This window comes from Streptomyces sp. NPDC005017, assembly GCF_042873115.1.
Classification (GTDB): domain Bacteria; phylum Actinomycetota; class Actinomycetes; order Streptomycetales; family Streptomycetaceae; genus Streptomyces.
This window is the reverse complement of record NZ_JBIALD010000020.1, coordinates 73,370-98,270: the sequence shown is the minus strand read 5'-3', so window position 1 is coordinate 98,270 and position 24,901 is coordinate 73,370. Positions and strand designations below refer to the sequence as shown.

22 protein-coding genes and 1 pseudogene are annotated in these 24,901 nt (G+C 72.5%); 9 read left to right on the top strand and 14 right to left on the bottom strand.

Features of this window, described 5'->3' with window-relative positions:
* Positions 1 to 25 precede the first annotated feature (25 nt).
* The 3 genes and pseudogenes from ACFYR0_RS27110 to ACFYR0_RS27100 form a co-directional block, all read right to left on the bottom strand.
* Entirely contained in the window at positions 26 to 3,409 is a 3,384-nt protein-coding gene (locus ACFYR0_RS27110) for a CARDB domain-containing protein (RefSeq protein WP_389333318.1), read from the bottom strand.
* 273 nt (positions 3,410 to 3,682) lie between these two features.
* A pseudogene (locus ACFYR0_RS27105) lies at positions 3,683 to 3,943 on the bottom strand (substrate-binding domain-containing protein); the annotation flags it as partial.
* A 122-nt stretch (positions 3,944 to 4,065) separates the two neighbouring features.
* Positions 4,066 to 4,818: a hypothetical protein gene (locus ACFYR0_RS27100; protein WP_389333315.1), complete on the bottom strand. Its 753-nt coding sequence runs from the start codon at positions 4,816 to 4,818 to the stop codon at positions 4,066 to 4,068.
* Positions 4,819 to 5,321: 503 nt separating this feature from the next.
* Between ACFYR0_RS27100 and ACFYR0_RS27095 the strand changes: the two genes are divergently transcribed.
* Positions 5,322 to 5,903: an NUDIX domain-containing protein gene (locus tag ACFYR0_RS27095; protein WP_389333312.1), complete on the top strand. Its 582-nt coding sequence runs from the start codon at positions 5,322 to 5,324 to the stop codon at positions 5,901 to 5,903.
* Between the two features lie 103 nt (positions 5,904 to 6,006).
* On the top strand, positions 6,007 to 7,569 hold the full coding sequence (locus ACFYR0_RS27090) for a serine hydrolase (protein ID WP_389333308.1): 1,563 nt from the start codon (positions 6,007 to 6,009) through the stop codon (positions 7,567 to 7,569).
* A 15-nt stretch (positions 7,570 to 7,584) separates the two neighbouring features.
* Here ACFYR0_RS27090 and ACFYR0_RS27085 read toward each other — a convergent pair whose 3' ends face one another.
* Entirely contained in the window at positions 7,585 to 8,235 is a 651-nt protein-coding gene (locus ACFYR0_RS27085) for a TetR/AcrR family transcriptional regulator (RefSeq protein WP_389333305.1), read from the bottom strand.
* A gap of 150 nt (positions 8,236 to 8,385) precedes the next feature.
* On the bottom strand, positions 8,386 to 8,565 hold the full coding sequence (locus tag ACFYR0_RS27080; RefSeq protein ID WP_389333302.1) for a hypothetical protein: 180 nt from the start codon (positions 8,563 to 8,565) through the stop codon (positions 8,386 to 8,388).
* A gap of 266 nt (positions 8,566 to 8,831) precedes the next feature.
* Here ACFYR0_RS27080 and ACFYR0_RS27075 point away from each other — a divergent pair, with 266 nt between their 5' ends.
* Complete coding sequence (locus ACFYR0_RS27075) at positions 8,832 to 10,700, top strand: RICIN domain-containing protein (protein ID WP_389333299.1); 1,869 nt, start codon at positions 8,832 to 8,834, stop codon at positions 10,698 to 10,700.
* Between the two features lie 54 nt (positions 10,701 to 10,754).
* On the opposite strand, the gene ACFYR0_RS27070 is transcribed toward ACFYR0_RS27075, so the two are convergent.
* The 3 genes from ACFYR0_RS27070 to ACFYR0_RS27060 are packed head-to-tail and all read right to left on the bottom strand — an operon-like array spanning position 10,755 to position 12,630.
* Entirely contained in the window at positions 10,755 to 11,507 is a 753-nt protein-coding gene (locus ACFYR0_RS27070) for an anti-sigma factor domain-containing protein (RefSeq protein WP_389333296.1), read from the bottom strand.
* Positions 11,504 to 12,100: an ECF RNA polymerase sigma factor SigK gene (sigK, locus tag ACFYR0_RS27065; protein ID WP_389333294.1), complete on the bottom strand. Its 597-nt coding sequence runs from the start codon at positions 12,098 to 12,100 to the stop codon at positions 11,504 to 11,506. The genes ACFYR0_RS27070 and sigK overlap by 4 nt, the downstream gene beginning before the upstream one ends.
* Before the next feature lie 5 nt (positions 12,101 to 12,105).
* Positions 12,106 to 12,630 carry an ATP-binding protein gene (locus tag ACFYR0_RS27060; protein WP_389333291.1) on the bottom strand — a complete coding sequence of 175 codons (525 nt, stop codon included), beginning with the start codon at positions 12,628 to 12,630 and terminating at the stop codon, positions 12,106 to 12,108.
* Between the two features lie 231 nt (positions 12,631 to 12,861).
* Between ACFYR0_RS27060 and ACFYR0_RS27055 the strand changes: the two genes are divergently transcribed.
* From ACFYR0_RS27055 to ACFYR0_RS27035, 5 genes are all read left to right on the top strand, one after another.
* Positions 12,862 to 13,245 carry a hypothetical protein gene (locus tag ACFYR0_RS27055; RefSeq protein ID WP_389333288.1) on the top strand — a complete coding sequence of 128 codons (384 nt, stop codon included), beginning with the start codon at positions 12,862 to 12,864 and terminating at the stop codon, positions 13,243 to 13,245.
* 242 nt (positions 13,246 to 13,487) lie between these two features.
* Positions 13,488 to 14,801: an NAD(P)/FAD-dependent oxidoreductase gene (locus tag ACFYR0_RS27050; protein ID WP_389333285.1), complete on the top strand. Its 1,314-nt coding sequence runs from the start codon at positions 13,488 to 13,490 to the stop codon at positions 14,799 to 14,801.
* On the top strand, positions 14,798 to 15,556 hold the full coding sequence (locus ACFYR0_RS27045) for a DUF1365 domain-containing protein (RefSeq protein WP_389333282.1): 759 nt from the start codon (positions 14,798 to 14,800) through the stop codon (positions 15,554 to 15,556). The genes ACFYR0_RS27050 and ACFYR0_RS27045 overlap by 4 nt, the downstream gene beginning before the upstream one ends.
* Positions 15,553 to 16,824, top strand: coding sequence for a class I SAM-dependent methyltransferase (locus ACFYR0_RS27040; RefSeq protein WP_389333279.1), 1,272 nt, complete (start codon positions 15,553 to 15,555; stop codon positions 16,822 to 16,824). The genes ACFYR0_RS27045 and ACFYR0_RS27040 overlap by 4 nt, the downstream gene beginning before the upstream one ends.
* Positions 16,821 to 17,516, top strand: coding sequence for an alpha/beta fold hydrolase (locus ACFYR0_RS27035; protein WP_389333276.1), 696 nt, complete (start codon positions 16,821 to 16,823; stop codon positions 17,514 to 17,516). The genes ACFYR0_RS27040 and ACFYR0_RS27035 overlap by 4 nt, the downstream gene beginning before the upstream one ends.
* 54 nt (positions 17,517 to 17,570) lie before the next feature.
* On the opposite strand, the gene ACFYR0_RS27030 is transcribed toward ACFYR0_RS27035, so the two are convergent.
* The 3 genes from ACFYR0_RS27030 to ACFYR0_RS27020 form a co-directional block, all read right to left on the bottom strand.
* Entirely contained in the window at positions 17,571 to 18,323 is a 753-nt protein-coding gene (locus tag ACFYR0_RS27030) for an anti-sigma factor domain-containing protein (RefSeq protein ID WP_389333273.1), read from the bottom strand.
* Entirely contained in the window at positions 18,320 to 18,904 is a 585-nt protein-coding gene (locus ACFYR0_RS27025; protein ID WP_389333270.1) for a sigma-70 family RNA polymerase sigma factor, read from the bottom strand. Before ACFYR0_RS27025 ends, ACFYR0_RS27030 begins: the two co-directional genes overlap by 4 nt.
* Before the next feature lie 88 nt (positions 18,905 to 18,992).
* Positions 18,993 to 19,631, bottom strand: a complete 639-nt coding sequence (locus tag ACFYR0_RS27020; RefSeq protein WP_389333267.1) for a hypothetical protein — start codon at positions 19,629 to 19,631, stop codon at positions 18,993 to 18,995.
* 182 nt (positions 19,632 to 19,813) lie between these two features.
* Between ACFYR0_RS27020 and ACFYR0_RS27015 the strand changes: the two genes are divergently transcribed.
* The gene (locus tag ACFYR0_RS27015; protein ID WP_389333264.1) at positions 19,814 to 21,088 is read left to right on the top strand and encodes a hypothetical protein; all 1,275 of its coding nucleotides are present in this window, start codon (positions 19,814 to 19,816) and stop codon (positions 21,086 to 21,088) included.
* 54 nt (positions 21,089 to 21,142) lie between these two features.
* Here ACFYR0_RS27015 and ACFYR0_RS27010 read toward each other — a convergent pair whose 3' ends face one another.
* The 3 genes from ACFYR0_RS27010 to ACFYR0_RS27000 form a co-directional block, all read right to left on the bottom strand.
* Positions 21,143 to 22,921: a serine/threonine-protein kinase gene (locus ACFYR0_RS27010; RefSeq protein ID WP_389333261.1), complete on the bottom strand. Its 1,779-nt coding sequence runs from the start codon at positions 22,919 to 22,921 to the stop codon at positions 21,143 to 21,145.
* A gap of 108 nt (positions 22,922 to 23,029) precedes the next feature.
* On the bottom strand, positions 23,030 to 24,148 hold the full coding sequence (locus ACFYR0_RS27005) for an ABC transporter substrate-binding protein (RefSeq protein WP_389333258.1): 1,119 nt from the start codon (positions 24,146 to 24,148) through the stop codon (positions 23,030 to 23,032).
* A 172-nt stretch (positions 24,149 to 24,320) separates the two neighbouring features.
* A complete protein-coding gene (locus ACFYR0_RS27000; RefSeq protein ID WP_389333255.1) occupies positions 24,321 to 24,743 on the bottom strand; it encodes a DUF6003 family protein in 423 nt (140 codons plus the stop codon).
* Positions 24,744 to 24,901 lie beyond the last annotated feature (158 nt).

The window sequence follows — 24,901 nt, the reverse complement described above, 5'->3', positions numbered from 1 at the left end:
CCCCCCCGCCGGGGTGCGCGAGGTGTCAGCCGGTGCGGTTGACGACGAACTGCGAGCCGGGCTCCACGCAGACGTCGCCCTGCGCCGAGTTCGTGATGGTCACCCCCGTCAGGGTCGCGCTGCCGCGGGCACCGCCCATCGCGAGGACGCCGCAGCCGCCCACCGACTTGTCGATCCGGACGTTGCTGACCCGCACGCCCGGCATCGCGCCGCCACCCGTCTTGAACTGGATGCCGTCGTACGTCGAGTCGTGGATCTCGGTGTCCCTGATGGTCACGCCCGGGATGTCCGGGCCCTGCGCGAAGAGCGTGATGGCGCCGAACTCCTGGTCCTCGTTCCAGAACGCCCCGCCCGTGCGGTGCAGCGCGTTGTCGGCGATGAGGGTCTGCCCGGAGAACGGGATCGGGTCGTGGTCGGTGGCCAGCATGATGCCGGGGTAGTTCATCGTGTCGGAGACGATGTTGTTCTCGATCGTGTTGCCGTACCCGCCGTAGACGGCGATGCCGTTGGCGCGCCAGGGCAACTGGACGGTGTTGTTGCGGAAGTGGTTGTCGTGGCCGACGTCGACCGAGGTGTCCTTGACGTACTTGCTGGCCCAGACGGCGAGCGCGTCGTCGCCGGTGTTGCGGAACGACGAGTTGTACACGGTCGAGTTGCGGGTGCCGTTGGCGAAGTTGATGCCGTCGGCGTAGGTGTCGCGCACCCGCACGCCGGTGAACTCCAGGCCGTCGCCGGGGTTCCACAGCTCGGGGATGTTCGAGTAGTCGCGGCCGACCCAGACGCCGACGTTGGCGTGCTCGATCCACACGTTGCTGATCTTCGTGTTCTTGCCGAACCGGCCGTTGAGGCCGACGCCGCCCTCGGCGTTGCCGTCACCGCCGCGGATGGTGCCGGAGCCGAAGATCGCGATGTCGGAGATCTTGGTGTTGTCGTCGATGTCGAAGCCGAAGTTGCCCTCGTGCGGGTGGTTGATGCCGCCCGCCTGGTGCGGTGGCGTCAGCGTGTACAGCTGGGAGTGCCACATGCCGGCGCCACGGACGGTGACGTCATGGATGCCGACCTGGTTGTGGGTGCCGCGGTTGAGCGGGTCGTCGGTGAGGATCTTCTGCTCCTGGCGCCACTGGCCCGCGGGGATCCACACACACTCGATCGTGCCGTTCTGGTCGGCGGTGACGGCCCGCTGGATGGCGTCGGTGTCGTCGATGCCGTCGTTGGGCACGGCGCCGTACTCGGTGATCGAGGTGCACGCGGCGGGTTTCGGCGACGGCGGCGCGACCTGCTCCAGGTCGACGAGGTCGACGATGTAGAAGGCGGCGGTGTCGTCGGCGTCGCGCTGGAGGCGGAACCTGGTGCCCGCCGGGTAGCTGCCCGCCAGCAGGGCGCTGGCCTCGTCGAACAGCCGGCGCGCGTCTCCGCCCGGCGTGTTGGTCAGGCCCTCGGGCTGGTCGGTGTTGCCGTAGAGCCAGCTGTGCTTGGAGGACAGCGACAGCTTGCGCACGAACTGCCCGTCGGCGTACAGGCTGAGGGTGGCCTCGCGGCCGCCGCCGCCCGCGGCGTCCGGGATCGAGTTGCGGACCACGACGGAGTTGGCGGCGACGGTGGAGGTGAACTCGACGTAGTCACCGGTGGTGTCGAGCCGTACCGACCTGCGGCCGGAGGACTCGGTGGCGAAGTTGGTGTGGCCGAAGGTGCGTTGCGCGTCCGCGGTCAGCAGCGTGCCGTTGTAGCGGGCGTCCTCGGCCTCGTACTCGGTGTAGGGGAGCGCCGCGCCGCGTCCGACGACGATGGAGCGGGAGAGGACGTTGTTGTTCTCGTCGGTCTCCTGCACGGTGTTCGTGGCGTCGGCGGTCGCGGTGAGCGTGGCGCCGCCGTTGGTGGCGGTCCAGGTGCCGGACAGGGCGACGGAGGCGGTCTCACCGGCGGCGACGGCACCGGTGGTGCCGTTCAGGGTGGTGCCGCCGACGGTCAGCCGGGTGACGGTTCCGGCGGGGACGGCCGTGGTACCACGGTTGTGGACGGCGACCGTGAAGGAGACGGGCGCGCCGACCGCGGGTGAGGCGGGGTTGCTGGTGATGTCGGTGACCCTCAGGTCGGGACCGGGGCTCTGGCTGACGGCCAGTCTGCTCGACGCGGTCCGGCTGTTGTTGCTGTTGTCCAGCTCGGTGACCGTGTCGGTGGGGTCGACGGCGGCGGACACGCTGTAGGAGCCCGTCGGGCGCTTGCCGACGGGGACGTCGACGGTCGCGGCGGCACCGGCCGCGAGTGCGGGTACCGCGGCGGAACCGGCGACGGTGCCCTCGACACTGACGTTCACCGTCGTCGCGGGCGCGGCGGCGGTGCCCGCGTTGCGGACGGTGGCGGCGACCGTGACGTCGTCCCGCTCGGACGGCGCGGACGGCGACCAGGTCAGGTCGGTGACGACGAGGTCCGGGTTCGGCGCGGCCGTGCCCCTCACCTGGACCTCGGCGACCTGGGCGCCCGGGGCGCCGGTGTTGGAGAAGAAGGCCAGCCGGAGGTCGGCGACCTTGCCGGTCACCGGGACGACGACGGAGTTCTGGCCGGAGGACGGGCTGAAGGCGTAGTCGGCGCGCGCCTTGAGCGTGGTGAAGTCGGTCGCCGACCCACCGCGTCCGAGCACCTGGAACGACTGGGTGCGCGGTCCCCAGACCTGCTCGGGGTTCAGCTTGACGACGACTGCGCTGACGTTCGCGTCGGCGCCGAGCCCGACCGTCAGGCTGGAGGGGAATCCGGCCGACTCCCAGTAGGTGCCGGTGTTGTCGTCGTTGGCGTTCGTCGCCACGTAGTTCTGGGTCGTGGAGGTCGCCTCGATCGGCTTGCCCCGGGCGAGGTTCGTCCCTTCGACCGGAGGCGGTTCCTCGGGGTTCTGGCCGCTTGAGCCGTAGACCTCCAGCTCGGACAACTGGGCCGCGTTCCAGCCGGTGTTGGACGCCACCTGCACGCGGACGTAGCGGGCGTCGGCGGACGGCAGGTCGATGTCCACGGTGTTCGCCGCGGCCGGGTCGAAGGACCGGGCCTGCGCGGTGGTGAGCGTGGTGAACGAGCTGCCGTCGCTGCTGCCGAGCACGGTGAGCGACTGCGTGCGCCGCTCCCAGCCCGTGGGCAGCTTCAACGCGACGCGGTCCAGGGCGATTTGGGAGCCGAGGTCGACCTGCACCCACTGCGGGAAGGAACCGGTCGGACCCTCCCAGTACGACTGCTGGCTGCCGTCGGTGACATGGGCCGCCGGGTATCCGCCGAGCGCTCCGCCGGCCGAAGTCGGCCTGCCGAGGGCGAGGTTGGGATCCGCCGCCGCGGCGGCGGAGGCGGGGGCGGGATTCAGTCCGACGGCGAACAGTCCGGCGGTCAGCAGTCCGGCGGCGAGCCGGCTGCCGGTATGGCTTCGTCTCATGGTGCCTCTCCATGACCCGGGCGGCACCTGCCCTGCCTGCTCCGATGAGGGGTGGCGACAGTAAGGCGACTTCTTGAGTAATTTTGTTCTTCATTTGCGTGCGCCAGGGTGAGAGGTTTCTACTGCGTGACGACTTTGTCAACGGTTCAGTCAAGTTCCCTCTCGGTGGACGTGTCCGGGAACGGCGACGGCACCGGTGTCGTCCGCCGCTGGGGCGGGACACCGGTGCCGGTGGGGTGAGGGGTGTTCGGTCGCCGGTCGGCCGGCGGTGGGTCAGCGGGCGCCGGGCGGCGGGGCGGTGGAGCCGCGGACGACGGGTTCGGGCTCGAAGAGGAGTTCGCCGGGGTGGGCCTGGGTGCCCTGGATCTGGGCGCAGAGCAGGTCGACGGCGGCGCGGCCCATGGCCTCGATGGGCTGGCGGACGGTCGACAGCGGGGGTTCGGTGCAGGTCATGAAGGCGGAGTCGTCGAAGCCGACGACGGAGACGTCGGTGGGGACGACGAGGCCGCGGCGGCGGGCGGCGCGGACGGCGCCGGAACCGCATATCGATACAGTCCCGCGCCCTGTTTCGGGGGCGCGGGGAACTGCGCGGTCTTTCAAGGGGCGCGGGGAACTGCGCGATCAGCCCCCGCGGCCCGCAGAGGGCGGTGAAAGGCTCAGTGCTGGGTGGCCATCGCCAGCGCGGTGAGGACACGCTTGGTCTTGTTCTCGGCGTGCTCCGAGACCGTCACCCCACGCCCCCGCACCGCATCCGACAGCCTCCGCTGCTTCCGCTCGGCCCGAGCGACGAACTCCTCGGAGTCGTCACCGTCCTTGGGCTTCACCCGGATCGAGCACTCCAGGAACTCCAGTCCGGCGACCGACCACGCCTCCAGGTCGACCTCCAGATCGTCGAGCGGAACGTCGTCGAACTTGGTCACCAGGACCGGCCCGAGCGCGACGAGCGTGTCGACCGGGACATCGGGAGCGCAAACGTGCAGGAACTGGTCCTGCACGGCGTCGACGGGCAGGGCGGGATCGCCCCCGGGAGCCACCGCGCCGGACAGCGCGCCCGGCGGGTGGTCGCGTACGAGGGAAGCTGCCAGCACCCGCCCGGCGGGCGACCAGTCATGCTCGATCTTGTACGTGAGCGGTCGCACCTCGAAGGGCGCGGCGAACCGGCCGACGAGCTGTTCCCGTTCGCAGGGGCGCAACTTGACCGTCAGATCGTCGCTCTTGCCGCCGATTCTGAACCGTACGATCACGCCGCCGGTCAGGAGCGGCAGCCGCCCCTCGCTGACGCCGTCACGGTCCTCGGCGAACCAGATCCGACGAGTCGTCATCGGACCGTTCCCCCCGCCGAGTGCCGACACCGCGGCAGGGACGTCGTCCTCGACATTGACCTTGATCTCGACCGGTGACAGGTCCATCGCACGGCTCCCGCACACATCGAAGGAGAAGGGGAGGGGAAGAGAGGACGAGGAGCTGGCGGAGCAGCTCTTTCCAGGATATGCGCCCCCTCCCCGGGCCGCAGTCCGGAGGTGAGGGGCGGGGGCCGGATGCCGACCGGTGCGCGGGGCGCCGGGTGCCGTGATCCCCCGTTCCCGTGTCAAGTTCCGTCCCCGGCCGCCGCGTTCGGTACGGAACGGCTCCTCTGCGGAAGCGACTACTGCTTCACCCCCCCCCAGGGCGCCACGGCCCAGTTCGCCTCCCTGGACTCGGCCGCCCGGACCTCCACACCTGGCGCTCCCCGACGATCCGCAACGCCCGACGGCTCTTCCCGCACCTGGCCACGCCCGACCGCACCTCACGCGAGTGCCCTGGACAGGTGGAGGGATTCGGCCAGGAGCCGACCGAAAGACATGTCCTGAAACACCGCGCCGCATCGTTGGACTCCGTAGACAGCCGCCAACCTGCTGAACCGAGGCCGACGATGACGACTTCCGTCCCCGACGACGCGGCCGCGGCCGGTGACTTCTGGCTGCCGCCGGAGGAGTACGCCGCGACCCTGCCGAAGGCGACGGTGTTCGGCGCGTTCTTCTTCACCGACCGGCACGACCGGCCCCTCCAGCTCCACGCCGTCTACACCGTGGAACACCCCTGGCAGTGGCCCGGCGGCACGGCGGAGGAGGGTGAACGGCCGTGGGACACCGCCGTTCGCGAGACCCGGGAGGAGACCGGGCTCGTGGTGAACGGGCCGCCGAGGCTGCTCGCGGCCGTGTTCGGACTGCCCGGCGCGGCATGGCCGCACGCGACGGTGGGCTACGTCTTCGACGGCGGCCGTCTCACCGACGAGCAGATCGCGCACATCACGCTCTCGCCCGCGGAGCACGACGAGGTACGCGTGCTGGCCCTGGAGGACTGGCGCGATCTGATGCCCCGGCGGGACTTCGAACGCCTCCACGGTGTCATGCGGGCCCGCCGCACAGGCGTGGCGGCCTACCTCGACACCTGGGACTGGGACGCCGACCCGGAGGACGACCCGGCCACCCACGCCGGCCCGCCCCGGTACTGACCCGGCCCCGTACCGGCCAGGCCCTGTAGGACCCGGCGCATCCGCTCCAGCCGTCCGCGACCGGCCAGGTCATCGCGCGACAGAACGAGCCACGCGTCCTTCAATGGAAGACGTGAGCCTTCTCGGATGCATGGCCGCGGCCGGACTGACAGCACTGCTCGGGGTCAGCGCGCCGGGGCCCTCGCCGCCCCCACCGCAGCCGCCGCCCCAGCTGGACGACGCCGATGTCCAGCGGGCCGTGGACCAGCTGGACCAGGTGGTCGAGGCGGCCATGAAACGCACCGGGGCGCCCGGAGTGGCCGTGGCCGTCGTCCACGAGGGCCAGGTCGTCCACCTCAAGGGCTACGGCGTCCGCAAGGCCGGTGAGAAGGCCGCGGTGAACGCCGACACCGTCTTCCAGCTCGCCTCCGTCTCCAAACCGATCGCCTCCACCGTCGTCGCCGGTGCCGTGGGCGTCGACGGCTGGAGCGAGCCCGTCGCGCCGAACGTGCCGGACTTCCGGCTCAAGGACCCGTGGGTCACCCGCCATGTGACGGCCGCCGACCTCTTCTCGCACCGCAGCGGCCTGCCCGACCACGCCGGCGACCTCCTCGAGGACCTCGGCTACGACAGGGCGTACGTCCTCTCCCATCTGCGCTACGAGCCCCTCGCGCCGTTCCGGGCGAGCTACGCGTACACCAACTTCGGTCTGACGGCCGCCGCCCAGGCCGTCGCCGACGAGAAGAACACGACCTGGGAGAAGCTCGCCGCCGACACCCTCTACAAGCCCGCCGGTATGACGTCCACCAGCTCGCGCTTCGAGGACTTCGCGAAGGCGCGGAACCGGGCCTGGGGCCACGTGGAGACCGCCGACGGCGACTGGACGGCGCGGTACGTGAGGGACCCGGACGCGCAGTCACCCGCCGGCGGGGTCAGCTCCAGCGCCCGTGACATGGCGGTCTGGACGCGGCTCCAGCTCGCGGACGGCAAGCTCGACGGCAAGCAGATCATCGACGCCGAGGCCCTGGAGCGCACCCACTGGCCCGAGTCGGTCGCCAACCCGCCCGGGGCCCCGGCCGCCCGGACCGGCTTCTACGGCCTCGGCTGGAACGTGAGTTACGACGACGCGGGCCGGCTCAGGCTCTCGCACACCGGCGCGTTCGCGCTGGGCGCGCACACCAACGTCACCATGCTGCCCGGCGAACAGCTCGGCATCGTCGTCCTGACCAACACCTCACCGGTGGGGGTCGCCGACGCCGTCGCCCTGGACTTCTTCGACATCGCGGAGCACGGCAAGGTCAGCCGCGACTGGATCCCGCTCGTGGACGCGCTGTACCAGCAGCAGGAGGACGCGGGCAGGTCGAAGACCGACTACGCCCACCCGCCCTCCGGCGCCGAGCCCGCGAAGCCCTCCGGCACCTACACGGGGACGTTCCGGAGCGACTACTACGGCCCGGCCCAGGTCGTCGCGGGCACGGACGGCACCCTGACACTCCGGCTGGGACCGAAGCCGCAGTCGTACCGCCTCACGCACTACGACGGCGACACGTTCAGCTTCCGGACCGCCGGCGAGAACGCCGTCGGCCTCACCGGGGTCACCTTCACCCCGGACGGCAAGTCCTTCACCGTCGAGTACCTGAACGCCGAGGGCCTCGGCACCTTCACCCGTACTTCGTCGACGCCCTGACGCCCCTGCTGCTCGTCACCGGGCGACGGGGAACCGGTCGGGTGCGAGCGTGCTGAGGAGGGAGGACACGACGAGGTCCGTCGACACCGCCATGTCGACGGAGCCGGGCGCCAGGAGCCACTGGACCTGGAGGCCGTCCATGACGGCGATGACCGCGTTGGCGGCGGGCTCCACGCGGGCGTCGTCCTCGGGCAGTCCCGCGGCCTCGCGCAGCGCGTCGGCGACGAAGGCCCGCAGTCCGGTGTAGCGGTCGCGGAAGTAGGACTGCGCGGGGTGGTCGTCGGTGACGGACTCGGCCGACAGCACGGCGTAGAGCCGCACGATGCCCTCGCGCTCCGCGTTGCGGCGGGCGGTGTCCACGAGGTGGTGCAGGAACTCCAGCCCGTGCGGTCGGACGGGGCCGAGCTGCTCGATGTCGCTGTGGTCGCGCAGTTCGAGGACGCTGGTGAGGAGCTGGGCCTTGGTGCGGAAGTAGTGCAGGACGCCTGCCTGGGTGAGTCCGGCGCGGTCGGCGATCTCCTGGAGCGAGGCGTTGTTGTAGCCACGGGCGGCGAACGTGTCCATCGCGATGCCCAGGATGTCCTGCTGCCGCTGCTTGGCCTCCGCGCTGCGAGGTGTGCGGGGCCCGCCCCTGCGGGCCGTTCTGCCTACCGGGTGGTTACTCACCTGCGACAGCATAAACCTCCCCCAATCCCCGTTGATCGACTTCCGGGACCCGTCGGCGAGGTGTGATCCAAGCCGCTTACCAACTACTCAGCAAGTGTGACCCCTGTCACTTACTAAGTACTTAGCAGGTGTGCTTTCATGTGGCCGTCATCACGACGACATGCCGCCGATACGGCTCGAAAGGATTCCCCTGCCCGTCCTGTCGCCCGCAGTCTCCGCCTCCCCGGCCCGGCCGGAACCGCCGGACGAGCGCAACTGGGCCGCCTGCTCGCCGGAGCGGCCGTCGCCCTGATCCCCGTACTCGTCGTCTTCCTTCTCTTCCAGCGCCACTTCATCGCGGGCATCGCCACGACAGGCCTGAAGTGGTCGCCTCAGCGGGCCTGAAGCGCCGCCGTGCCGGGTCCGAAACAGTCGCCACGACGGGCCTCAAGCGTCGCCGTGCCGGGTCCGCAGCAGTGCCTGGTGCCGGGTCCGAAGCAGCCGAACACCCCTCCACGTCTCCGGAACGCCGCGCGAGCACGCCCGTGCCCGCCCCGCCGCGGTCCGGGTGCACCACCTCCTCGCATCAGGTCACCCCACCGAAGGAGAGCCGCACCGTGTCCACCAGAACGACGATCCGGGCCCGCGCCGCGGGCGCCGCCCTCGTCCTCGCCGTCGCCGGACTCGCCGCCGGCACCACGTCCGCCCAGGCCGCCGACCCCACGGCCCGGGTCTGGGTCACCACCCCGGACGGAGCCAGGAAGCTCAGCGCCGAGACCGTGACCTTCAACAGCACGGTCCAGCCCATCGACATCCGGGTCGACGCGGGCAGCAGGGGCCAGAGGTTCACCGGCGCCGGCGCCTCCGTCACCGAGGCGTCCGCCCACCTCGTCCAGAGCCTGCCCGCGGACCGCCGCGCCGACCTGATGAAGTCCCTGTTCTCCACCACCGAGGGCATCGGGCTGAACTACCTGCGTCAGCCGCTGGGCAGCACCGACTTCAACTCCGGCGGCTTCTACACCTACGAGGACACCAGGGGTTCGTTCTCCATCTCCCGCGACCAGCAGGAGATCATCCCCGTCGTCAAGCAGGCGACCGCCCTCAACTCCTCGATCCGCTTCATGGGTTCGCCCTGGTCACCGCCCGCCTGGATGAAGACCGGCAACTCCCTGAACGGCGGCGGCCTCAGGACCGACCAGCACCAGGCCTACGCCGACTACCTGGTCAAGGCGATCAAGGCCTACGGACAGCAGGGCATCACCCTCACCGACCTCACCGTCCAGAACGAGCCCGAGTTCGCGACCAGTTACCCGTCGATGTCGATGACCTCGGGCGAGCAGGCCGCCTTCCTCAAGGTGCTCGACCAGACCCTGACCGCGAACGGGCTGCCCACCAACGTCCTCGCCTACGACCACAACTGGGACCACCCCAACTATCCGCTGGAGGTCTTCGACGCCGTCCCGAACATCCCGCGGGTGATCGGCGCGGCGTTCCACTGCTACGGCGGAGCGCCCTCGGCGCAGCAGCAGGTCGTCAACGCGGGCAAGCGGGTCTTCTTCACCGAGTGCTCCGGCACCGACAGTGCCGACACGGCCGCCACCTTCGGCGACACGCTCCGGTGGCACGCGGAGAACCTCGTCGTGCAGAACATGCGCAACGGCGGCGAGACGGTCGTCAACTGGAACCTCGCCCTGGACCAGAACGGCGGCCCTCACCAGGGCCACTGCACCAATCGGTGCAACGGTGTCGTCGAGATCGCGAACGGCAACGTCACCCGTAACGCCGAGTACTACGTGCTCGGCCACGTCACCAAGTTCATCAAGCCCGGCGCCACCCGGGTCGGTTCCACCAGCCAGGGCGCCGGCGGCGTGCAGAACGTCACCTTCCAGAATCCCGACGGCTCCTTCGCCGCCTACGTGGTCAACACCGCTTCCGGCGCCCAGCGGTTCTCGCTGACCGAGGGCGGCAGGACCCTCGCCTACACCCTCCCGGCGGGCGCCGTGGCGACCGTCGTCTGGACCGGCGGCGGTGACGAGCCGGGCGGTCCCATCGACTCCGCCGCCTGGTACCGCGTCGTCAACGCGGGCGGCAACGCCTGCCTGGACGCCGCCGACTGGGGCACCGGTGACGGCACCGCGCTGCAGCAGTGGTCCTGCGGCACCGGCACCAACCAGCGGTGGCAGTTCCGTCCGACGGGCAACGGCTACTACCAGGCCGTCAACCAGTTCAACACCAAGGTGTGGGACGTCGACGGCGGTCCGGGTGCCACCGCCGACGGCACCCGGGTCCACCTGTGGAGCTATGTGGGCGGCACCAACCAGCAGTGGCGTCCCGAGGCCGTCGGCACGGGCGGCCAGTACCGCTTCGTCGCCCGCCACAGCGGCAAGTGCCTCACGGTGGACAACGGCTCGACCGCCGACGGGGCCCGGCTCTCCCAGCAGCCCTGCACCAGCTCGAACGCGCAGCGGTTCGCCCTGACCGGCTGACCCGCGCGGACGACGGGGCCCGGCACGCGTCGCCGGGTCCCGTCGGCGCGCACCTCACGCACCGACCTCGATGAGCCCGAGCGGCTCCGAGGTGGGCTGGGCCGATCCGCCGGACGGTTCGACGGTGATGCCGACGGCGACCGCCTCGCCGAGAGGCCCGGCCAGGACCCGGGCCGAGCGGTCCCCGGTACCGGGCAGGAGACCGGCCGGGCGCAGGCTGCCCGACGGGGCGGCGTACCACAGCTCGTACACCTTGCCGTCGTCGAGCGCCGGGAGTCCCGCGGCGGCGAAGGCGGCCCGGTCGGCGGTGCGGGAGACGACGACGGCGGCGGAGGCGCCTCCGGTCAGTTCCGCGGTGTGCACCGTGGCGTCCGGCGCGGTCAGCACCTCGGTCAGGGCCTGCCTCGTGCTCTGGAGCGCCGCGGTCCGGGCCCGGGCGTCCTCGGCCCGGTCGTACTGCCAGACCGCGACGCCGCCGAGCGCCGCGGCGGCGGCGACGCTGGCGGCCAGTGCCCAGGACAGCACGCGCCCGCGTCGCCGGGCGGGCGGCCGGGCGGCGGGCGGGGGACGGTCCTGCGGGGTGCGGTCGATCTCACGCAGCAGGTTGTCGAGGAGACGGTCCGGCACGGGCGTCGGCTCGCTGCCGATGAGCGCGAGCCCGGCCGCCGTCTCGGAGAGCTCGGCGACCTCGCGCCGGCAGTCCGGACAGGTCTCCAGATGCCGTTCGAAGGCGGTTTCCTCGTCCGGGGGCAGAGCGTGCAGGACGTAGGCCCCGGCGGCCAGGTGCGGATCGTCCTCGGTCGTCATGCGCGGGCCTCCAGACAGTCGCGCAGCAGGCGCAGTCCGGTGCGCATCCGGGACTTCACGGTACCGGCCGGAGCGGACAGCGTGGCCGCCACCTCGACGTAGGTCAGCCCCTGGTAGTAGGCCAGCACGAGGGGGACGCGGTACATGCGGGAGAGCCGTTCCAGGCACTCCCTGGCCCGTCGGCGCTCGTCGTCGTCCTCGACGGCCTCGGCGACCTCGTCGTGCTCCCGGCCCGCCACGACCGCCCCGGCCCGGCGCTCACGCCGTACCGACGCCTCCGCATGGCGGACCCGGTCCACGGCCCGGCGATGGGCCAGGGTCAGCACCCACCCCTTGGCGCTTCCCCGGTCCCGCCGGTAGCGGCCCGCCGTGCGCCAGACCTCGACCATCACGTCCTGCGTGACCTCCTCCGCCTGCGCCGGGTCGTGCAGGATCCGGCAGGTCAGTCCCATGACCGGACGCGCCATCGCCCGGTAGACACCCGCGAACGCGCCCTTGTCGCCGTCCGCGACCCTGGCCAGCAGGGCCTCCACGCTCTGGTCGTCCTCGGCGGCGGTCGGCTCGGGTTCTTCCTCGTAGGCGGTACCGGGCATGTCACTCACGTTCCGTCGACGTGCTCTCCCCGAGCGATCCTGCACCCCTGGAGCCGAGTGCGCAGCCGGGCGGGGTCGTCCGGCCCACCGGGATCACCCCACGATCGCCGTGTTCCCTGCCCGAGGTCGAGCAGGGCGTGCACGGTCTTGCCCGACGCGGTGTGCGCGACGGTGATCCTGGCCCCGGTCGCGCACACCAGGGCCAGACCACGGCCACCGGTCGCGTCCGCGTCAGTGACCTCCCGTATGCGGGGGTCGCGCGGGCTGGTGTCGGCGACGGCGATGTCCACCACGGTGCCGTGCGCGGTGAGGGCGAGGGCGCAGCGGCCACTCGTGTGCCGCAGGGCGTTGGTGACCAGCTCGGAGACGATGAGCAGCGCGTCGGAGGCGGGGCCGTTCGGCACGCCGTGGACGGCGAGCCAGCGGCCCGCCACCCGGCGCGCCACGGCCGGAGCGTGGCGGCTGCGGGCCAGCGCGACGCGGTGACCGGCACCGCTGCCGCGGAACGGGGGGAGGTCGGTGGTGGTCATGACCGGTCCTGGACGAAGAGGGGTGGCACTGCTCTGTCAGGGATTCGAGACCGCGGCCGCCCCGGATTGCCGACGGCCCCGCCTTTCTCGCCCGCCGCCTCCTGCCCTCCCGCCCGCCGCGGCCCCCGTTCTCCCTCCACCGCAAAAAACTTCACCCGCGACTCATACGCGGCTCCCCGTGCCTCGAATCCCTTGCGTCACGGTTCTCGAGCTCGGAAGAGGTGAGCCTCAATGGCTGTTTCCCTGCGGGTCCGCCGTCTGGTGGCCGGCGCCGCCGCCACCGGACTGCTGGCCGGAGGCACGGCCCTCGGTCTGTCCGGCACGGCCGCGGCGGCTCCGACGACCACGGCCCCGGCCGCGGCGCCGACCCACGACCGCCCCGACCGCCACGACCGCTGCGAGTGGCAGAAGGGCCACTGGGCCAAGAAGTGGGTCAAGGCCCACTGGGAGAAGAAGGTCTACTACACGAAGACCTGGCACAAGGGCCACTACGACCACCACGGCAAGTGGCACAAGGGCTACTGGGACCACGAGCGCCACTACAAGTGGGTCTTCGTCCCCGCCCACTGGCACCACTACTGGGTGAAGGGGCACTGGGAGTGCCACCACCGGTGACGCCACACAGCACTGCACACGGCCCGCGGGACTCCTCCCGCGGGCCGCTTCACACCAGAATCCCGCACGGCCTCCGCCCTCTCCCGCCCGGGACCCGCGGGCCGCTTCACATCAGAGTCCCGCACGGCCTCCGCCCCCCGACCGGAGACGCGGCGAACCGACGCGCCGGCGGACCAATCCGCCACCGCTCCGGCTCCGGATTACCGCGAAATCCCTGATGGCCGAGGGCGGGAGAGAAGACGATGGTACGGAGCTCGGGCGGTGTCCCGGACAGCCCGGAGCACACAACACCCCAGGTCAGGCGGGTGGCCGTGGTGGGGTCCGGAGTGGCGGGGCTGACCGCCGCGTACATCCTGGGCCTGCACGATCACGTCACGTTGTACGAGGCCGACGACCGGCTCGGCGGCCACGCGCACACCCATGAACTGACCTCGGCCCACGACGGCCGGGTGCATCGCGTCGACTCCGGCTTCATCGTGCACAACCGGCGCACCTACCCGTATCTGCTGCGGCTGTTCGAGGAACTCGGCGTGCCCACGCGGGAGTCGGAGATGAGCATGTCGGTGCGGTGCGAGGGGTGCGGGCTCGAGTACGCGGGGGCGCGCGGCCCGTCCGGGCTCTTCGCCCGGCCCCGCAACCTTCTGCGCGGCCCCTATCTGCGACTGCTCACCGAGGTGCCCGCCTTCCACCGGGCGGCCCGGCGGCAGCTGGCCAGGGACGGCGAACAGACTCTGACCCTGGGGGAGTTCCTGGACCGGGAGGGCTTCTCCGCGTACTTCAGGACCCATTTCATGACGCCCGTGGTGTCGGCCGTCTGGTCCTGCGACGCCGCCACCGCGCTGTGCTACCCCGCCGCCCATCTGTTCCGCTTCCTCTCCCATCACGGGATGCTCTCGGTGAGCGGCTCGCCGACGTGGCGCACGGTGACCGGCGGTTCCCGCACCTACGTCGACCGGATCGCGAAGCACATCGGCGAGATCCGCACCGGAACACCCGTACGCGCGATACGCCGCCACGCCGACGGCGTCGAGGTGACCGGCGAGGACGGCGTCACCACCTCCCACGACGCCGTGGTGGTCGCGACCCACCCGGACCAGGCACTGCGGCTGCTGGCCGACCCGACCCGGCCGGAGCGCGAGGTGCTGGGCGCGTTCCGCTGCTCCCGCAACACCACCCTCCTGCACACCGACTCCCGGCTGCTGCCCCGCTCCCGCGGCGCCCGGGCCTCCTGGAACTACCTGATGCCCTCCTGCGAGGCGGGCGCCGACCGGGTGCGGGTCAGCTACGACATGAACCGGCTGCAACGCCTGGACGCCACCGAGAGGTTCGTGGTCACCCTGGGCGGCGAGGACCGGGTCGACCCGGACCGGGTGCTGGCCCGCATGGTCTACGAACACCCCGTCTTCACACCGGAGTCGGTGGCCGCGCAGCGCCGGCTGCCCGAACTGGACAGCCAGGTCTGCGCGTTCGCCGGCGCCTACCACGGCTGGGGCTTCCACGAGGACGGCTGCCGCTCCGGTGTGCGGGCCGCCGCGGCCCTGGGAGCGCGCTGGTGAACACCGTCCCCGCACTGTACGAGTCCACGATCGCCCATGTGCGCACCGCGCCCCGCCGCCACGCGCTGCGCCACCGCACCTACCTGTGGCTCGTCGACCTCGACCGGCCGCCCCGGCTCCCGAGGCCGCTGCGGTCCCTGGCCCGGTTCGACCCGCGCGACCACTTCACCGGCGAGCAGCCCTCGATCCGGGCCGGGCTGGAGGCGTTCCTCGCCGGGCACGGACTGCGCCTGGACGGCGGCCGGGTGCTCATGCTCACCCACGCCCGGGTGTTCGGGTACGTCTTCAACCCGCTCACCCTTTACTGGTGCCACGGACCCGGCGGCGAACTGCGCTGCGTCGTGGCGGAGGTGCACAACACCTACGGCGGACGGCACTGCTACCTGCTGCGCCCGCACCGGACGACCGGACCCCGGGAGCCGCGGCACGACGACGCCCACCACGTGGGCAAGGAGTTCTACGTGTCGCCCTTCTTCCCCGTGGACGGCCGCTACCGGATGCGGCTGCCCACGCCGGGGGAGCGGCTCGATCTCACCGTGCACCTGGACCGGCAGGGCGGCCGGGCCTTCACGGCGACCGTGCGCGGCATCCGGCGGGAGGCCGACACCGCCACCGTGCTGCGGCTCGCCGTGCGCCACCCCTGGTCCACCCTCGCCGTGTCCGCCGCCATCCGCGTCCACGGCATCCGTCTGTTCCTGCGGGGACTCCCCGTACAGCCCCGGCCCGCGCATCACACCCCGAAGAAGGCCATATGACCATCGCACAGGCCCCGACGACCCCCGACGCGGACGGCGGGTCCGAAGGACAGGCCGCCGGACCGGCCCTCTGGCCCGACGTCACCGCCGTACCCGCGTGCTCACGGCCCCGTGCCGCGGTGACCGGGCGGCTGGTGCGCCGGGCCCTGGCCCGGCTGCCGCTGCACGCCCGCTACGCCGGGGCGGACGCCGTCGGACTGGGCGGCCCGCTGCTGGAGGTGCGCGACCCGGCTGCCTTCCACGCCCGGATCGGCACCGCCGGACTGGTCGGCTTCGGCGAGTCGTACATGGCGGGCGAGTGGGACGCCCCCGACCTCGTGGCCACCCTCACCGTGCTCGCCGCGCACGCCCCCGAGCTGATCCCGGCCCCGCTGCAACGGCTGCGCGGCCTGTGGGCGCCGCGCCGTCCGCACGAGGAACGCAACACCCCCGACGGCTCCCGCTCCAACATCAGCCGCCACTACGACCTGTTCGCCCTGTTCCTCGACGACACCCTCACCTATTCCTCGGCCGTCTTCCGCGGTTTCCCGGCGCAGTGGGACCTGCTCGCCGCCGCCCAGCGGCGCAAGATCGACCGGCTGCTCGACCTGGCCGACGTGGGCGAGGGCACCCGGCTGCTCGAGATAGGCACCGGCTGGGGCGAACTCGCCCTGCGGGCCGCCGCCCGCGGCGCCCGGGTCACCTCGCTCACCCTCTCCCACGAGCAACGGACCCTCGCCCGGGAACGGGTGCGCGCCGCCGGTCTCGCGGATCGGGTCTCCGTCGAGCTGCGCGACTACCGCGAGGCACGCGGCGAGTACGACGCCGTCGTCAGCGTGGAGATGATCGAGGCGGTCGGCGCGGAGTTCTGGCCGGACTACTTCCGTGTCCTGGACGCCCGGCTGGCCCCGGGCGGCCGGGCCGCGCTCCAGGCCATCACCATGCCGCACGAGCGGATGCTCGCCACCCGCGACACCTTCACCTGGATCCACAAGTACGTCTTCCCCGGCGGCTTCCTCCCCTCCACCCGGGCCGTGGAGGAGACCGCCCGCGACCACACACGGCTGCGCCTGGCCCGTCGCGACGCCTTCGGCGCCCACTACGCCGAGACACTGCGCCTGTGGCGCGAACGGTTCACCGAGCGCTCCGACGACGTCGCCGCCCTCGGCTTCGACGACGTCTTCCGCCGGCTGTGGACCTTCTACCTCGCCTACTCCGAGGCCGGATTCCGCTCCGGATACCTCGATGTCCAGCAGTACCTGTTCACCAAGGAGGCCGGCCCGCGGTGACGGACGCGCCACCGCCCGCGCGCACGCTGCTGCTCCGGTCGTGCCCGCCACGGCCACGGGCCGCCGTGCTGGTGCTGCACGGCGGCCAGGCCGTGAGCGCCCGCCCGGCCCGGCCCTGGCAGCTCGCGGCCCTGCGCATGGACCTCTTCGTACGGGCCCTGTCGGACGCGCTGCCCGCGCGGGACGTCCTGGTCGCCCAGGTCCGCTACCGGCTGCGCGGCTGGAACGACCCGCACGCCGACCCCGCCCGGGACACCGAGCGGGCGCTCGACCACCTCGCCGAACACGTCGGCCCGGTGCCCACGGTGCTCCTCGGCCACTCCATGGGCGGCCGCGCCGCACTGCGCGCCGCGGGTCACCCACAGGTGTCCGGCGTGGTCGCCGTGGCGCCGTGGTGGCCGCGGGGAGAGCCGGTCGAACAGGTCGCGGGCCGCCATGTCGTCGCCCTGCACGGCGACCGCGACCGGATCACCTCGCCGGCCGAATCGGCCGACTGCGTGCGCCGCGCCCAGCGCACCGCCGCGCGGGCGGGCATGGCCGTCGTCGGCGGCGGCGACCACGCGATGCTGCGCCGCCGGGACTTCTGGCACGGCACCGCGTCGACGCTCGTCGCGCACCTCCTGGACCCCGCCGAGGTGCCCGACCCCCTGCCGGAGCAGTGCTACGGGCCGAATGGGTTCCCGGTGCTCTGAGAGGGCCGCCCTGCGCGTGGGCGGCCCGATCAGGGGGCGAGGCGCTCCGCCCCGTCAGCCGGCGAAGGGCATCTGGGCCAGCGGGGCGGACGTGGGCCGGGGCGAGCCGCCGTCGGGTTCGAGGGTGATGCCCATGCCCGACGCGTCGCCGACCCCGCCGCGCATCAGGACCGTCTGGTCGGTGCGGGCGGGGTCGAGCAGGCCGGCCGGCCGCATCGTTCCCCCGTCGTCGAACCACAGCTGGTACACCTTGCCGCCCGGCGGACGGGCCATCCTCGAGGCGACGAACACGGCCCGGTCCTGCCCTCGGGACACCACCACCGCACCGGTGCCGCCGTCGGCCAGCCGCGAGGCTCGCGTCCTGGCGTCCGGCGCGGACAGCACGCCGGCGATCTCGTCCGCCGCACGCGTCGCGTCGCGCGCCTGGTCGCGGGCGTCCTCCGCCTGCCGGTGCTGCCACACGGTCGTCCCGCCGAGCGTCGCGGCGGCCGCCAGACACGCGGCCAGCGCCCACCGGGACAGCGCCCGCGACCGCCGCACGGACCGGGCGGCCCTGACCGGGTCGGGGCCGCCGGGTGTCTGCTGGCGGACGGTGGCGATCCGGCGCAGCACCTCCTCACGCATGCCGGGCGCGGGCGCGGTGGCGACGGCCAGACCCAGCCGGACGGCCGTCGCGGACAGTTCGGTCGTCTCCTGGGCGCACGGCTCGCAGCCCGTGAGGTGACGCCGGAACCGCTCGTCCTCCTCGGCGGACAGGGCGTGCAGGGCGTAGGCACCGGTCAGCCGGTGCAGGTCGGTGGTCGTCACGCGGTCACTCCCAGGCAGTCGCGCATCCGGATGAGCCCGTCCCGCAGCCGGGTCTTCACCGTTCCCAGCGGCAGGGCCAGCGCCTCGGCCACCTCGCGGTACGTGAGTCCCCGGTAGTAGGCCAGGGTGACGGCCTGGTGCTGGATGTCGGTCAGGGTGCGCAGACAGCGCCGTACGTGTTCGCGTTCCAGGCGCGCCTCCACGTGCTCGGCGACCTGGTCGTACTCGGGCATCCGGTCGAGCAGGGCGGCCTTGTGGTCCCGGACGGCCGCGGCGTCCACCGAGCGCACCCGGTCCACCGCCCGGCGGTGGGCCAGCGTGAGGATCCAGTTGACGGCCGTCCCGCGGTCCGGCCGGTAGCGGGGCGCGGTCCGCCAGACCTCCACCAGCACCTCCTGCGCCACTTCCTCCGACTGCGCCTGATCGCGCAGCACGGCCCGTGCGACACCCAGCACCTGGCTCACCACCGCGTCGTAGACACGGGCGAAGGCGTCCTCGTCGCCCAGTGCCACACGTCCGACGAGCTCCTCCAGATCCGGTTCGGCCTGGGGGTGCACGCCGATATGTACTGCTTCCTTCACCGAGGCCTCCGCGGTCGGGACATGTCCGGGTGTAATCCGTTCCTGTCCGGACCGCGGATTGGTTGCAGCGGGCTGGAAGTTTCCGTGGTCAGTAGCGCTGCGCCTTGGCGAGATAGGGAGTCAGCTTCGGCTCCAGAGGCTGACGACTGATCGCGAACGCCTGTTCGCGCTGCCCCGGCTCCAGGTCCTCCGCGCCCACGAACCGTGACTCGACCACCTTGCCGTCCGCGTCCTTGAAGTCGACCTGTACGGCGTAGGAGGCCTCGCTCCGCGTCTTGTTGGTGATGGTCACCGCGACGGCGAGCAGTCCTCCGGTCTCGGTCGTCGGCAGCCCGGTCATCCCGACCTCGGACAGCGCGTTGCCCCTGCCCTGGACGCCCTTCAGCTCCTCCTGCGCCGCCGCGCTCCTACGGGCCGTCTCGGCGCTCACCGACGCCTCGAACTCGGAGGCGCGCGCCGACGCGGACGAGGCGGCGGCCGACGCGGAGGCGCGCGCCGAGTCGACGGCGGAGGAGGCCTTGGAGGCCAGCGCGGACGGTGGCGTACCGGAGAAGGAGGCGGTGTCGGGCGCGCGGGTGAGGCCGGGCGTCGGCGAGGTCGCGGAGTCGTCGCCGTTGTCGGAGTCGCATCCGACGAGGCCCAGGGTGAGGACGAGGCAGCCGAGCGCGCTCGTCACCGCGAGCCGCCGCCGGGTCTTTCCGGAGCCGCCGTTCGTGGTTGCAGACATGGTGCCGTCCCAGGTCGATGATCTGGCATCTCATCGTCACGGCACATCCGACCGCGCGCGACTCGGGAGACCGGGGAGCACACGCGCCGCCGAAAGGGTGACGAAGCCCTGGGCGGTGCGGGCCCCGGAGCCCGAAGTGGGCCGGCCGGTGATGTCAGTGGCGGGAGCTACTGTGCTGACACATGGGGATCACTTCTCTTCTCGACGACCTGGCGAGTGACGACCCAGCACTCAAGGAGGCCGCCGCCGCCCAGTTGACGGAGCAGGCGGACAGCGTGCTGCCAACACTCCTGCGGAGTCTGGCCGGTGTGCAGCGGACCCCTGATCTTCAGCCGGGCATCAGGGCGTTGAAGCACATAGGGCCGAGAGCTTTCGACGCCGTGCTCGCGGCCTGGCGGCGCAAGGAACTGAAGGACTGGCTGGCAGGCCGACTGCTGGACGTGTTCGACGAGCGCTCCGCCGGCCAGTACGCGGCGCTGGCCGCCGATCCTGACTTCGGGAAGTCGGACGACGGCTTCCAGGGGCTGCTGCGGCTGCGAGTGGACTCGGAGGCCGGACTGCGGGCCCTGGTCGACGTCTACGGCAGCGGCCGGCTCGTCCCCTTCAAGGGCAGGGACTACGCCCGCCAGATGCACGACGCGTTCGGTCCGCGGCTGCGCGCCCTGCGCCGTGACCCGGCCGAGTCCCCGAGGACCCGGCGGGGCGCGATGGCCGCGCTGGTGGCGGGCGGCGGCGCCGACGCGCTCGACGACCGCGACCGCGCGGCGATCCGGCGGCTGATACAGGTGAAGATCCTCAGCGAGATCCCGAGACTGCCGGACTCGACCCTCAGCGGCTGGTGGATGGCCGTGCCCGGCGCGTCGTACGAGGGGGCCTTCGAGGCGCTGGGCCTGCACGACCCGCAGCCCGTCACGGTCTCCGCGGGCGTGGAGGCGACGGAGTGCCGGGAGATCAGGGTGACCGGCGAGGACGGTGCCGACCTCACGGTGGGACGGGCCTTCGTCTCCCCCGAACTGGACGGCTGGCGGCTGATCTTCGGCTCCTTCGACCTGCTCGTCGGCGACCCCTGGGACGGCATGATCGAGACGGTCGAGCGGCTCAGCGTCCACTGCGGCCACGCCCAGTTCTTCTTCCTGGACGACGCCGGCGGCTCCGACGTGTGGCTCGTCGCCGAGAAGGGCCGGGTGATCCGTCAGTACGTCGCCGAGGGCGAGCCCGAGTGGGAGGGCGATCCGCTGCCCTGGGAGACCCTCGCGGCCGACGACCCCGACTTCGACCCCGAGTACGACGAGGCCCCGGCCAACGCGGGTACCACCGGGGCCCGTTCCGCCTGCGCGTACCTCTCGGTCGACCCGGGCGCGGTCGGCCCGGACACCGTGCGACGCGGTCACGGCTGGCTGGCCGTCACGGCCCCGGGCGTCGGCCACGGGGCCTTTCCCGGGACGCTCCGCATCTGACACCCGCCGACGGCGGCTCCCGCACGCGAACGGGAGCCGCCGTACCGTCCCCGGTCAGTCCTCGGCCGGCATCACTCTGGTGACCTTGCCCTTGAGGTCGGCCTCCAGATAGCCGGACGTGTGGTCGTCGGTGCGATAGACGGCCAGGCCCAGTGGGGTGTCGAAGGTCTCGTCGGCGGGGCGGACCATGATGTACGACAGCGTCGGCTGCGAGACGTTGAGATCCTTCTCGGCCCGCTTCAGCAGGGCCGGAACGACGTCCCAGTCGAATTCGTCCAGGCTGAAGGGGAGGTGGCCGGGGAAGATCGTGCTGCTGATGATGCCCTTCTCCACGCCCTGGCCGGGACGGTAGGTGTAGCTGTCGTACTTGGTGTCGCTGCCCTTGACCATGACTTCCACCGACACATATTCCGGATAGACGGTGAAGTCGCCCGCGCGGTCCGTGCCGGTCGCCTCCTTGATCTCCTTCACCGCGGTCCGGATGCCGTCCGGCGTGAGCAGGTCGGTCTCGGCATTGGCCTGGGACGCCGACGCCGAACGGGACGCCGAGGGCGCCGTGGGAGTGACGTCCTTGTCCTTCGCCGCGGGTGTGGACGAGGACGAGGACGAGCTGGCTCCCTGGGCGCCCTTGCCGCCGTCCTTCTCGCCTCCGTCCGGGAGGAGGGTCCACACCAGCACGCCCACGAGCACGGTCCCGACGACGGACGAGGCGATCGCGACACGGCCCCTGGCACGGCCGTTCCCGCGCTGGGGTGTCTGCCGTGTGGGGCCCGCCGGATAGGGCGTCGGCGTACCGGCGGGACCGGGGAAACCGGGGTGAGGTGTCGACGGTCCGGCCGGACCCGGGAAACCCGGGTGCGGGGTCGACGGCCCGAAGCCGATCGGCGGTCCGAAGCCGGCCGGTGCCGACGGCGGGGCCGGCGCGCCGGGCGGCGCCAGCGGGTACGAGGTGGTCCCCGGCGCGACTCCAGGCGTACCCGAAGCCGAGCCCCGGCCCTCGGCCGCCTCCGCGAGCATGCGGTCGGCGGTCTCCGCGTCCGGCCGGACCGCCGGGTCCTTGGCCAGCATGGCGTTCAGGAAACCGGTCAGCGGCCCCGACCGGACGGGCGGCGGCAACTCCTCGCTGAGCAGGGCCGCCAGCGTCGCCAGGGTGGTCGCCCTGCGCAACGGGTGGTGCCCCTCGACGGCGACGTACAGCATCATCGCCAGCGACCACAGGTCGGAGCCCGGTCCGCCCTCCTGGCCCGCGATGCGCTCGGGCGCCATGTAGTCGGGCGTGCCGATGATGGAGCCGGTCGCGGTCAGGGCGGTCGACTCCCTGATGGCCGCGATGCCGAAGTCGGTGAGGACGGGGCGCTGGTCGAGCCGCATCAGGACGTTGGCGGGCTTCACGTCACGGTGGAGGATGCCGACGTCGTGGGCGGCGCGCAGGGCGGAGAGCACCTCACGGCCGATCCGCGCGGCCTCGACCGGTGACAGCGGCCCCTTCGCCAGACGGTCCTGCAGCGAACCGCCGTTGACCAGTTCCATGACGAGCCACGGGTACGTGTGCTCCCCGCCGTCCACCACGTGGTGGATGGTCACCACGTTGGGGTGCTCGACCCGGGCCAGCGCCCGCGCCTCGCGCAGCACGCGCGCCCGGAGCATCGCCGCGCCCTGCGGGTCGTACTCGGCGAGGCCCGGATCGGGCGGCCGTACCTCCTTGAGCGCCACGGCCCGGTCCAGGACCAGATCGCGTGCCCGCCACACCATGCCCATACCGCCGCCGCCGAGCCGCGCCTCCAGTTCGAAGCGCCCGTCGATGACCCGTCTGCCGGATTCCCCGTCGTTCATGAGCGGGAGCCTACGAGATGCCGGTGACAACGCCCCAAGCAGGTGGCCCGGGACGTATGGCCCCCGCCCGTGCGGGTGGCCTGTACCGGGGAGTTCGGCGGGACGCGTTCAGCCGGTGCGCAGGACCCGGAAGCGGCCCGGGTCGGCCGGGTCCCGGTCGACGACCTGGACCGGTGGCCAGGCCCATTGCCACACGTCGATGCCGGGAACACGGGAGAACCGGATCTTCCCGCGGGTGCCCTCGACCGCCACACCCGGCCAGGCCTCGGCGATGCGGGCCCGGTCCGTGCCGTGGGCCCGCAGTACCTCGGCTAGGACGGTGATCGTGTCGTAGCCCTCGAAGGCGACGAAGGAGGGTTCCCCGGCGAGTTGCTCGCGGAGCGCCGACTCGACCCGGGTGCCGAGGGAGTCGAGACGCTCGGGCAGATAGCGCAGGAACGGGATCGCCGCGCCGTCGCCGCCCAGCAGTTCCGCCCACTCGGCGAACTCCGGCTGCCCGGCCGGCGCACCGATCAGTACGCCGGTGAGGCGCTGGTCGGCGCGGACGGCCCGGACGACCGGCACGGCCGGATCCGGGTGCCCGACCAGCAGCAGGAGGGCGGTCGCACCGCTGTCGGCGAGTTCGTCGCACACCGCCTCGGGGGACAGCGCGCCCGTCTCGAGCTCGACGACACCGCCGCCCTGTGCGCCGAGGCGCTCCCGCAGGACGCGCACCCCGGACGCCCAGTACACACTCGGCTGGGTCGCCACGGCGACGCGGCGGTGGCCCGCGCCGAGGAGGAAGTCGGCGTAGATCCGCCAGCCGTGCGACTGCGCCGGGCACAGCCGCGCCACCCATGGCGTCGGCTGCTCGGCGAGCGCGTCGAGCACCGCCGACGAGCAGAGGTACGGCAGACCGAGCGCGTCCGCCCGGGCGGCGGCCGCGCGCGCGACGACGCTGTGGTACTCCCCGGCCAGGGCGGCGACGCCCAGCCCCGCCAGCTCGTCCACGGCCGCCGCGGCCTTCTCCGGGTCGGCGGCGGTGTCCCGCACCACCAGCTCCAGCGGCCTTCCGGAGATGCCGCCGCCGTCGTTGACCTCACGGACGGCCAGTTCGAGACCGGCGAGCAGGTGCCTGCCCGCCCCGACCCAGCCGGGCCGGCTCAGCGGAACGAGCGCGCCGATCCGGACGGGCGATGACGGTCCGTCGAACCGCCCTGCTCCGGATGTCGTCGGTGGCGTGGTCATGCTGCGGCGTCTCCCGTCGGACGATGCGTGGCGGCCGGCCCGGATCCTGAGTGATCGTCAGTGGCGTCGAGACTAACCCAGCCGGACACCGGCGTCTCGGACGCCCCGTACCGGCACCGGCGTCTCCGGCAGCGGCGTGCCCGGCGCCCCGTACCTGCTCCGCACTCCGGCGTCAGCGTGCCGCCGCCTCCACGACCGCCAGGTCCTCGCCCGTCAGTTCCGCGACGCGATGGGCCGGTACGCCGGCGGCCAGCGCGCGGGTGAGCAGGGCGTCACGGCCGTCCGTGGTGGAGCGGTAGGCGAGCAGCTCGTCCTCCAGCCGCGCTAGGTCCCGCGGCGCGGTCTGGTGGCGTACGCGGCTCAGTTCCTCCTCGCCGAGGGGGACGGGGAGCCGCTCGGCGTCCTCCGGAACGGCCGAGGTCGCCTCCGGGGGGACCAGGCGCAGCTGGGGCGAGTTCGCGGTGACGCCGAAGGCGTGCAGCCAGGCCCGTACGGCGGGGGTGTCCATACAGGCGAGGTCGCCGACGGCGCTGGGAGGTACGCCGAGCGTCGAGCCCGTGCCGTTCACCAGGACGAGGTAGGCGTCGTCGGTCATTCTCGGCTCCTCACGCGAGATGTTCCTGCCGGTTGCTGCCATGGGGCTTCCGTATACCCGCGGTTGCTCACTTCATCGCGGGCCGGCGTGGGCGTGGCACTCGGCGTGGGGATCCCGGCGTGCTCGGGCGGCGACTTCCTTGCCAGGAGGGCGGGTTC

What these genes read in the sequence shown, in the direction of transcription:
- ACFYR0_RS27090 (WP_389333308.1), top strand. Translation starts at nt 6,007, where the DNA reads ATGGAAGACGTGAGCCTTCTCGGATGCATGGCCGCGGCCGGACTGACA.
- ACFYR0_RS27060 (WP_389333291.1), bottom strand. Translation starts at nt 12,630, where the DNA reads ATGACCACCACCGACCTCCCCCCGTTCCGCGGCAGCGGTGCCGGTCAC.
- ACFYR0_RS27100 (WP_389333315.1), bottom strand. Translation starts at nt 4,818, where the DNA reads ATGGACCTGTCACCGGTCGAGATCAAGGTCAATGTCGAGGACGACGTC.
- sigK (WP_389333294.1), bottom strand. Translation starts at nt 12,100, where the DNA reads ATGCCCGGTACCGCCTACGAGGAAGAACCCGAGCCGACCGCCGCCGAG.
- ACFYR0_RS27005 (WP_389333258.1), bottom strand. Translation starts at nt 24,148, where the DNA reads ATGACCACGCCACCGACGACATCCGGAGCAGGGCGGTTCGACGGACCG.
- ACFYR0_RS27015 (WP_389333264.1), top strand. Translation starts at nt 19,814, where the DNA reads ATGGGGATCACTTCTCTTCTCGACGACCTGGCGAGTGACGACCCAGCA.
- ACFYR0_RS27050 (WP_389333285.1), top strand. Translation starts at nt 13,488, where the DNA reads ATGGTACGGAGCTCGGGCGGTGTCCCGGACAGCCCGGAGCACACAACA.
- ACFYR0_RS27000 (WP_389333255.1), bottom strand. Translation starts at nt 24,743, where the DNA reads ATGACCGACGACGCCTACCTCGTCCTGGTGAACGGCACGGGCTCGACG.
- ACFYR0_RS27055 (WP_389333288.1), top strand. Translation starts at nt 12,862, where the DNA reads ATGGCTGTTTCCCTGCGGGTCCGCCGTCTGGTGGCCGGCGCCGCCGCC.
- ACFYR0_RS27070 (WP_389333296.1), bottom strand. Translation starts at nt 11,507, where the DNA reads ATGACGACCGAGGACGATCCGCACCTGGCCGCCGGGGCCTACGTCCTG.
- ACFYR0_RS27040 (WP_389333279.1), top strand. Translation starts at nt 15,553, where the DNA reads ATGACCATCGCACAGGCCCCGACGACCCCCGACGCGGACGGCGGGTCC.
- ACFYR0_RS27110 (WP_389333318.1), bottom strand. Translation starts at nt 3,409, where the DNA reads ATGAGACGAAGCCATACCGGCAGCCGGCTCGCCGCCGGACTGCTGACC.
- ACFYR0_RS27020 (WP_389333267.1), bottom strand. Translation starts at nt 19,631, where the DNA reads ATGTCTGCAACCACGAACGGCGGCTCCGGAAAGACCCGGCGGCGGCTC.
- ACFYR0_RS27010 (WP_389333261.1), bottom strand. Translation starts at nt 22,921, where the DNA reads ATGAACGACGGGGAATCCGGCAGACGGGTCATCGACGGGCGCTTCGAA.
- ACFYR0_RS27095 (WP_389333312.1), top strand. Translation starts at nt 5,322, where the DNA reads ATGACGACTTCCGTCCCCGACGACGCGGCCGCGGCCGGTGACTTCTGG.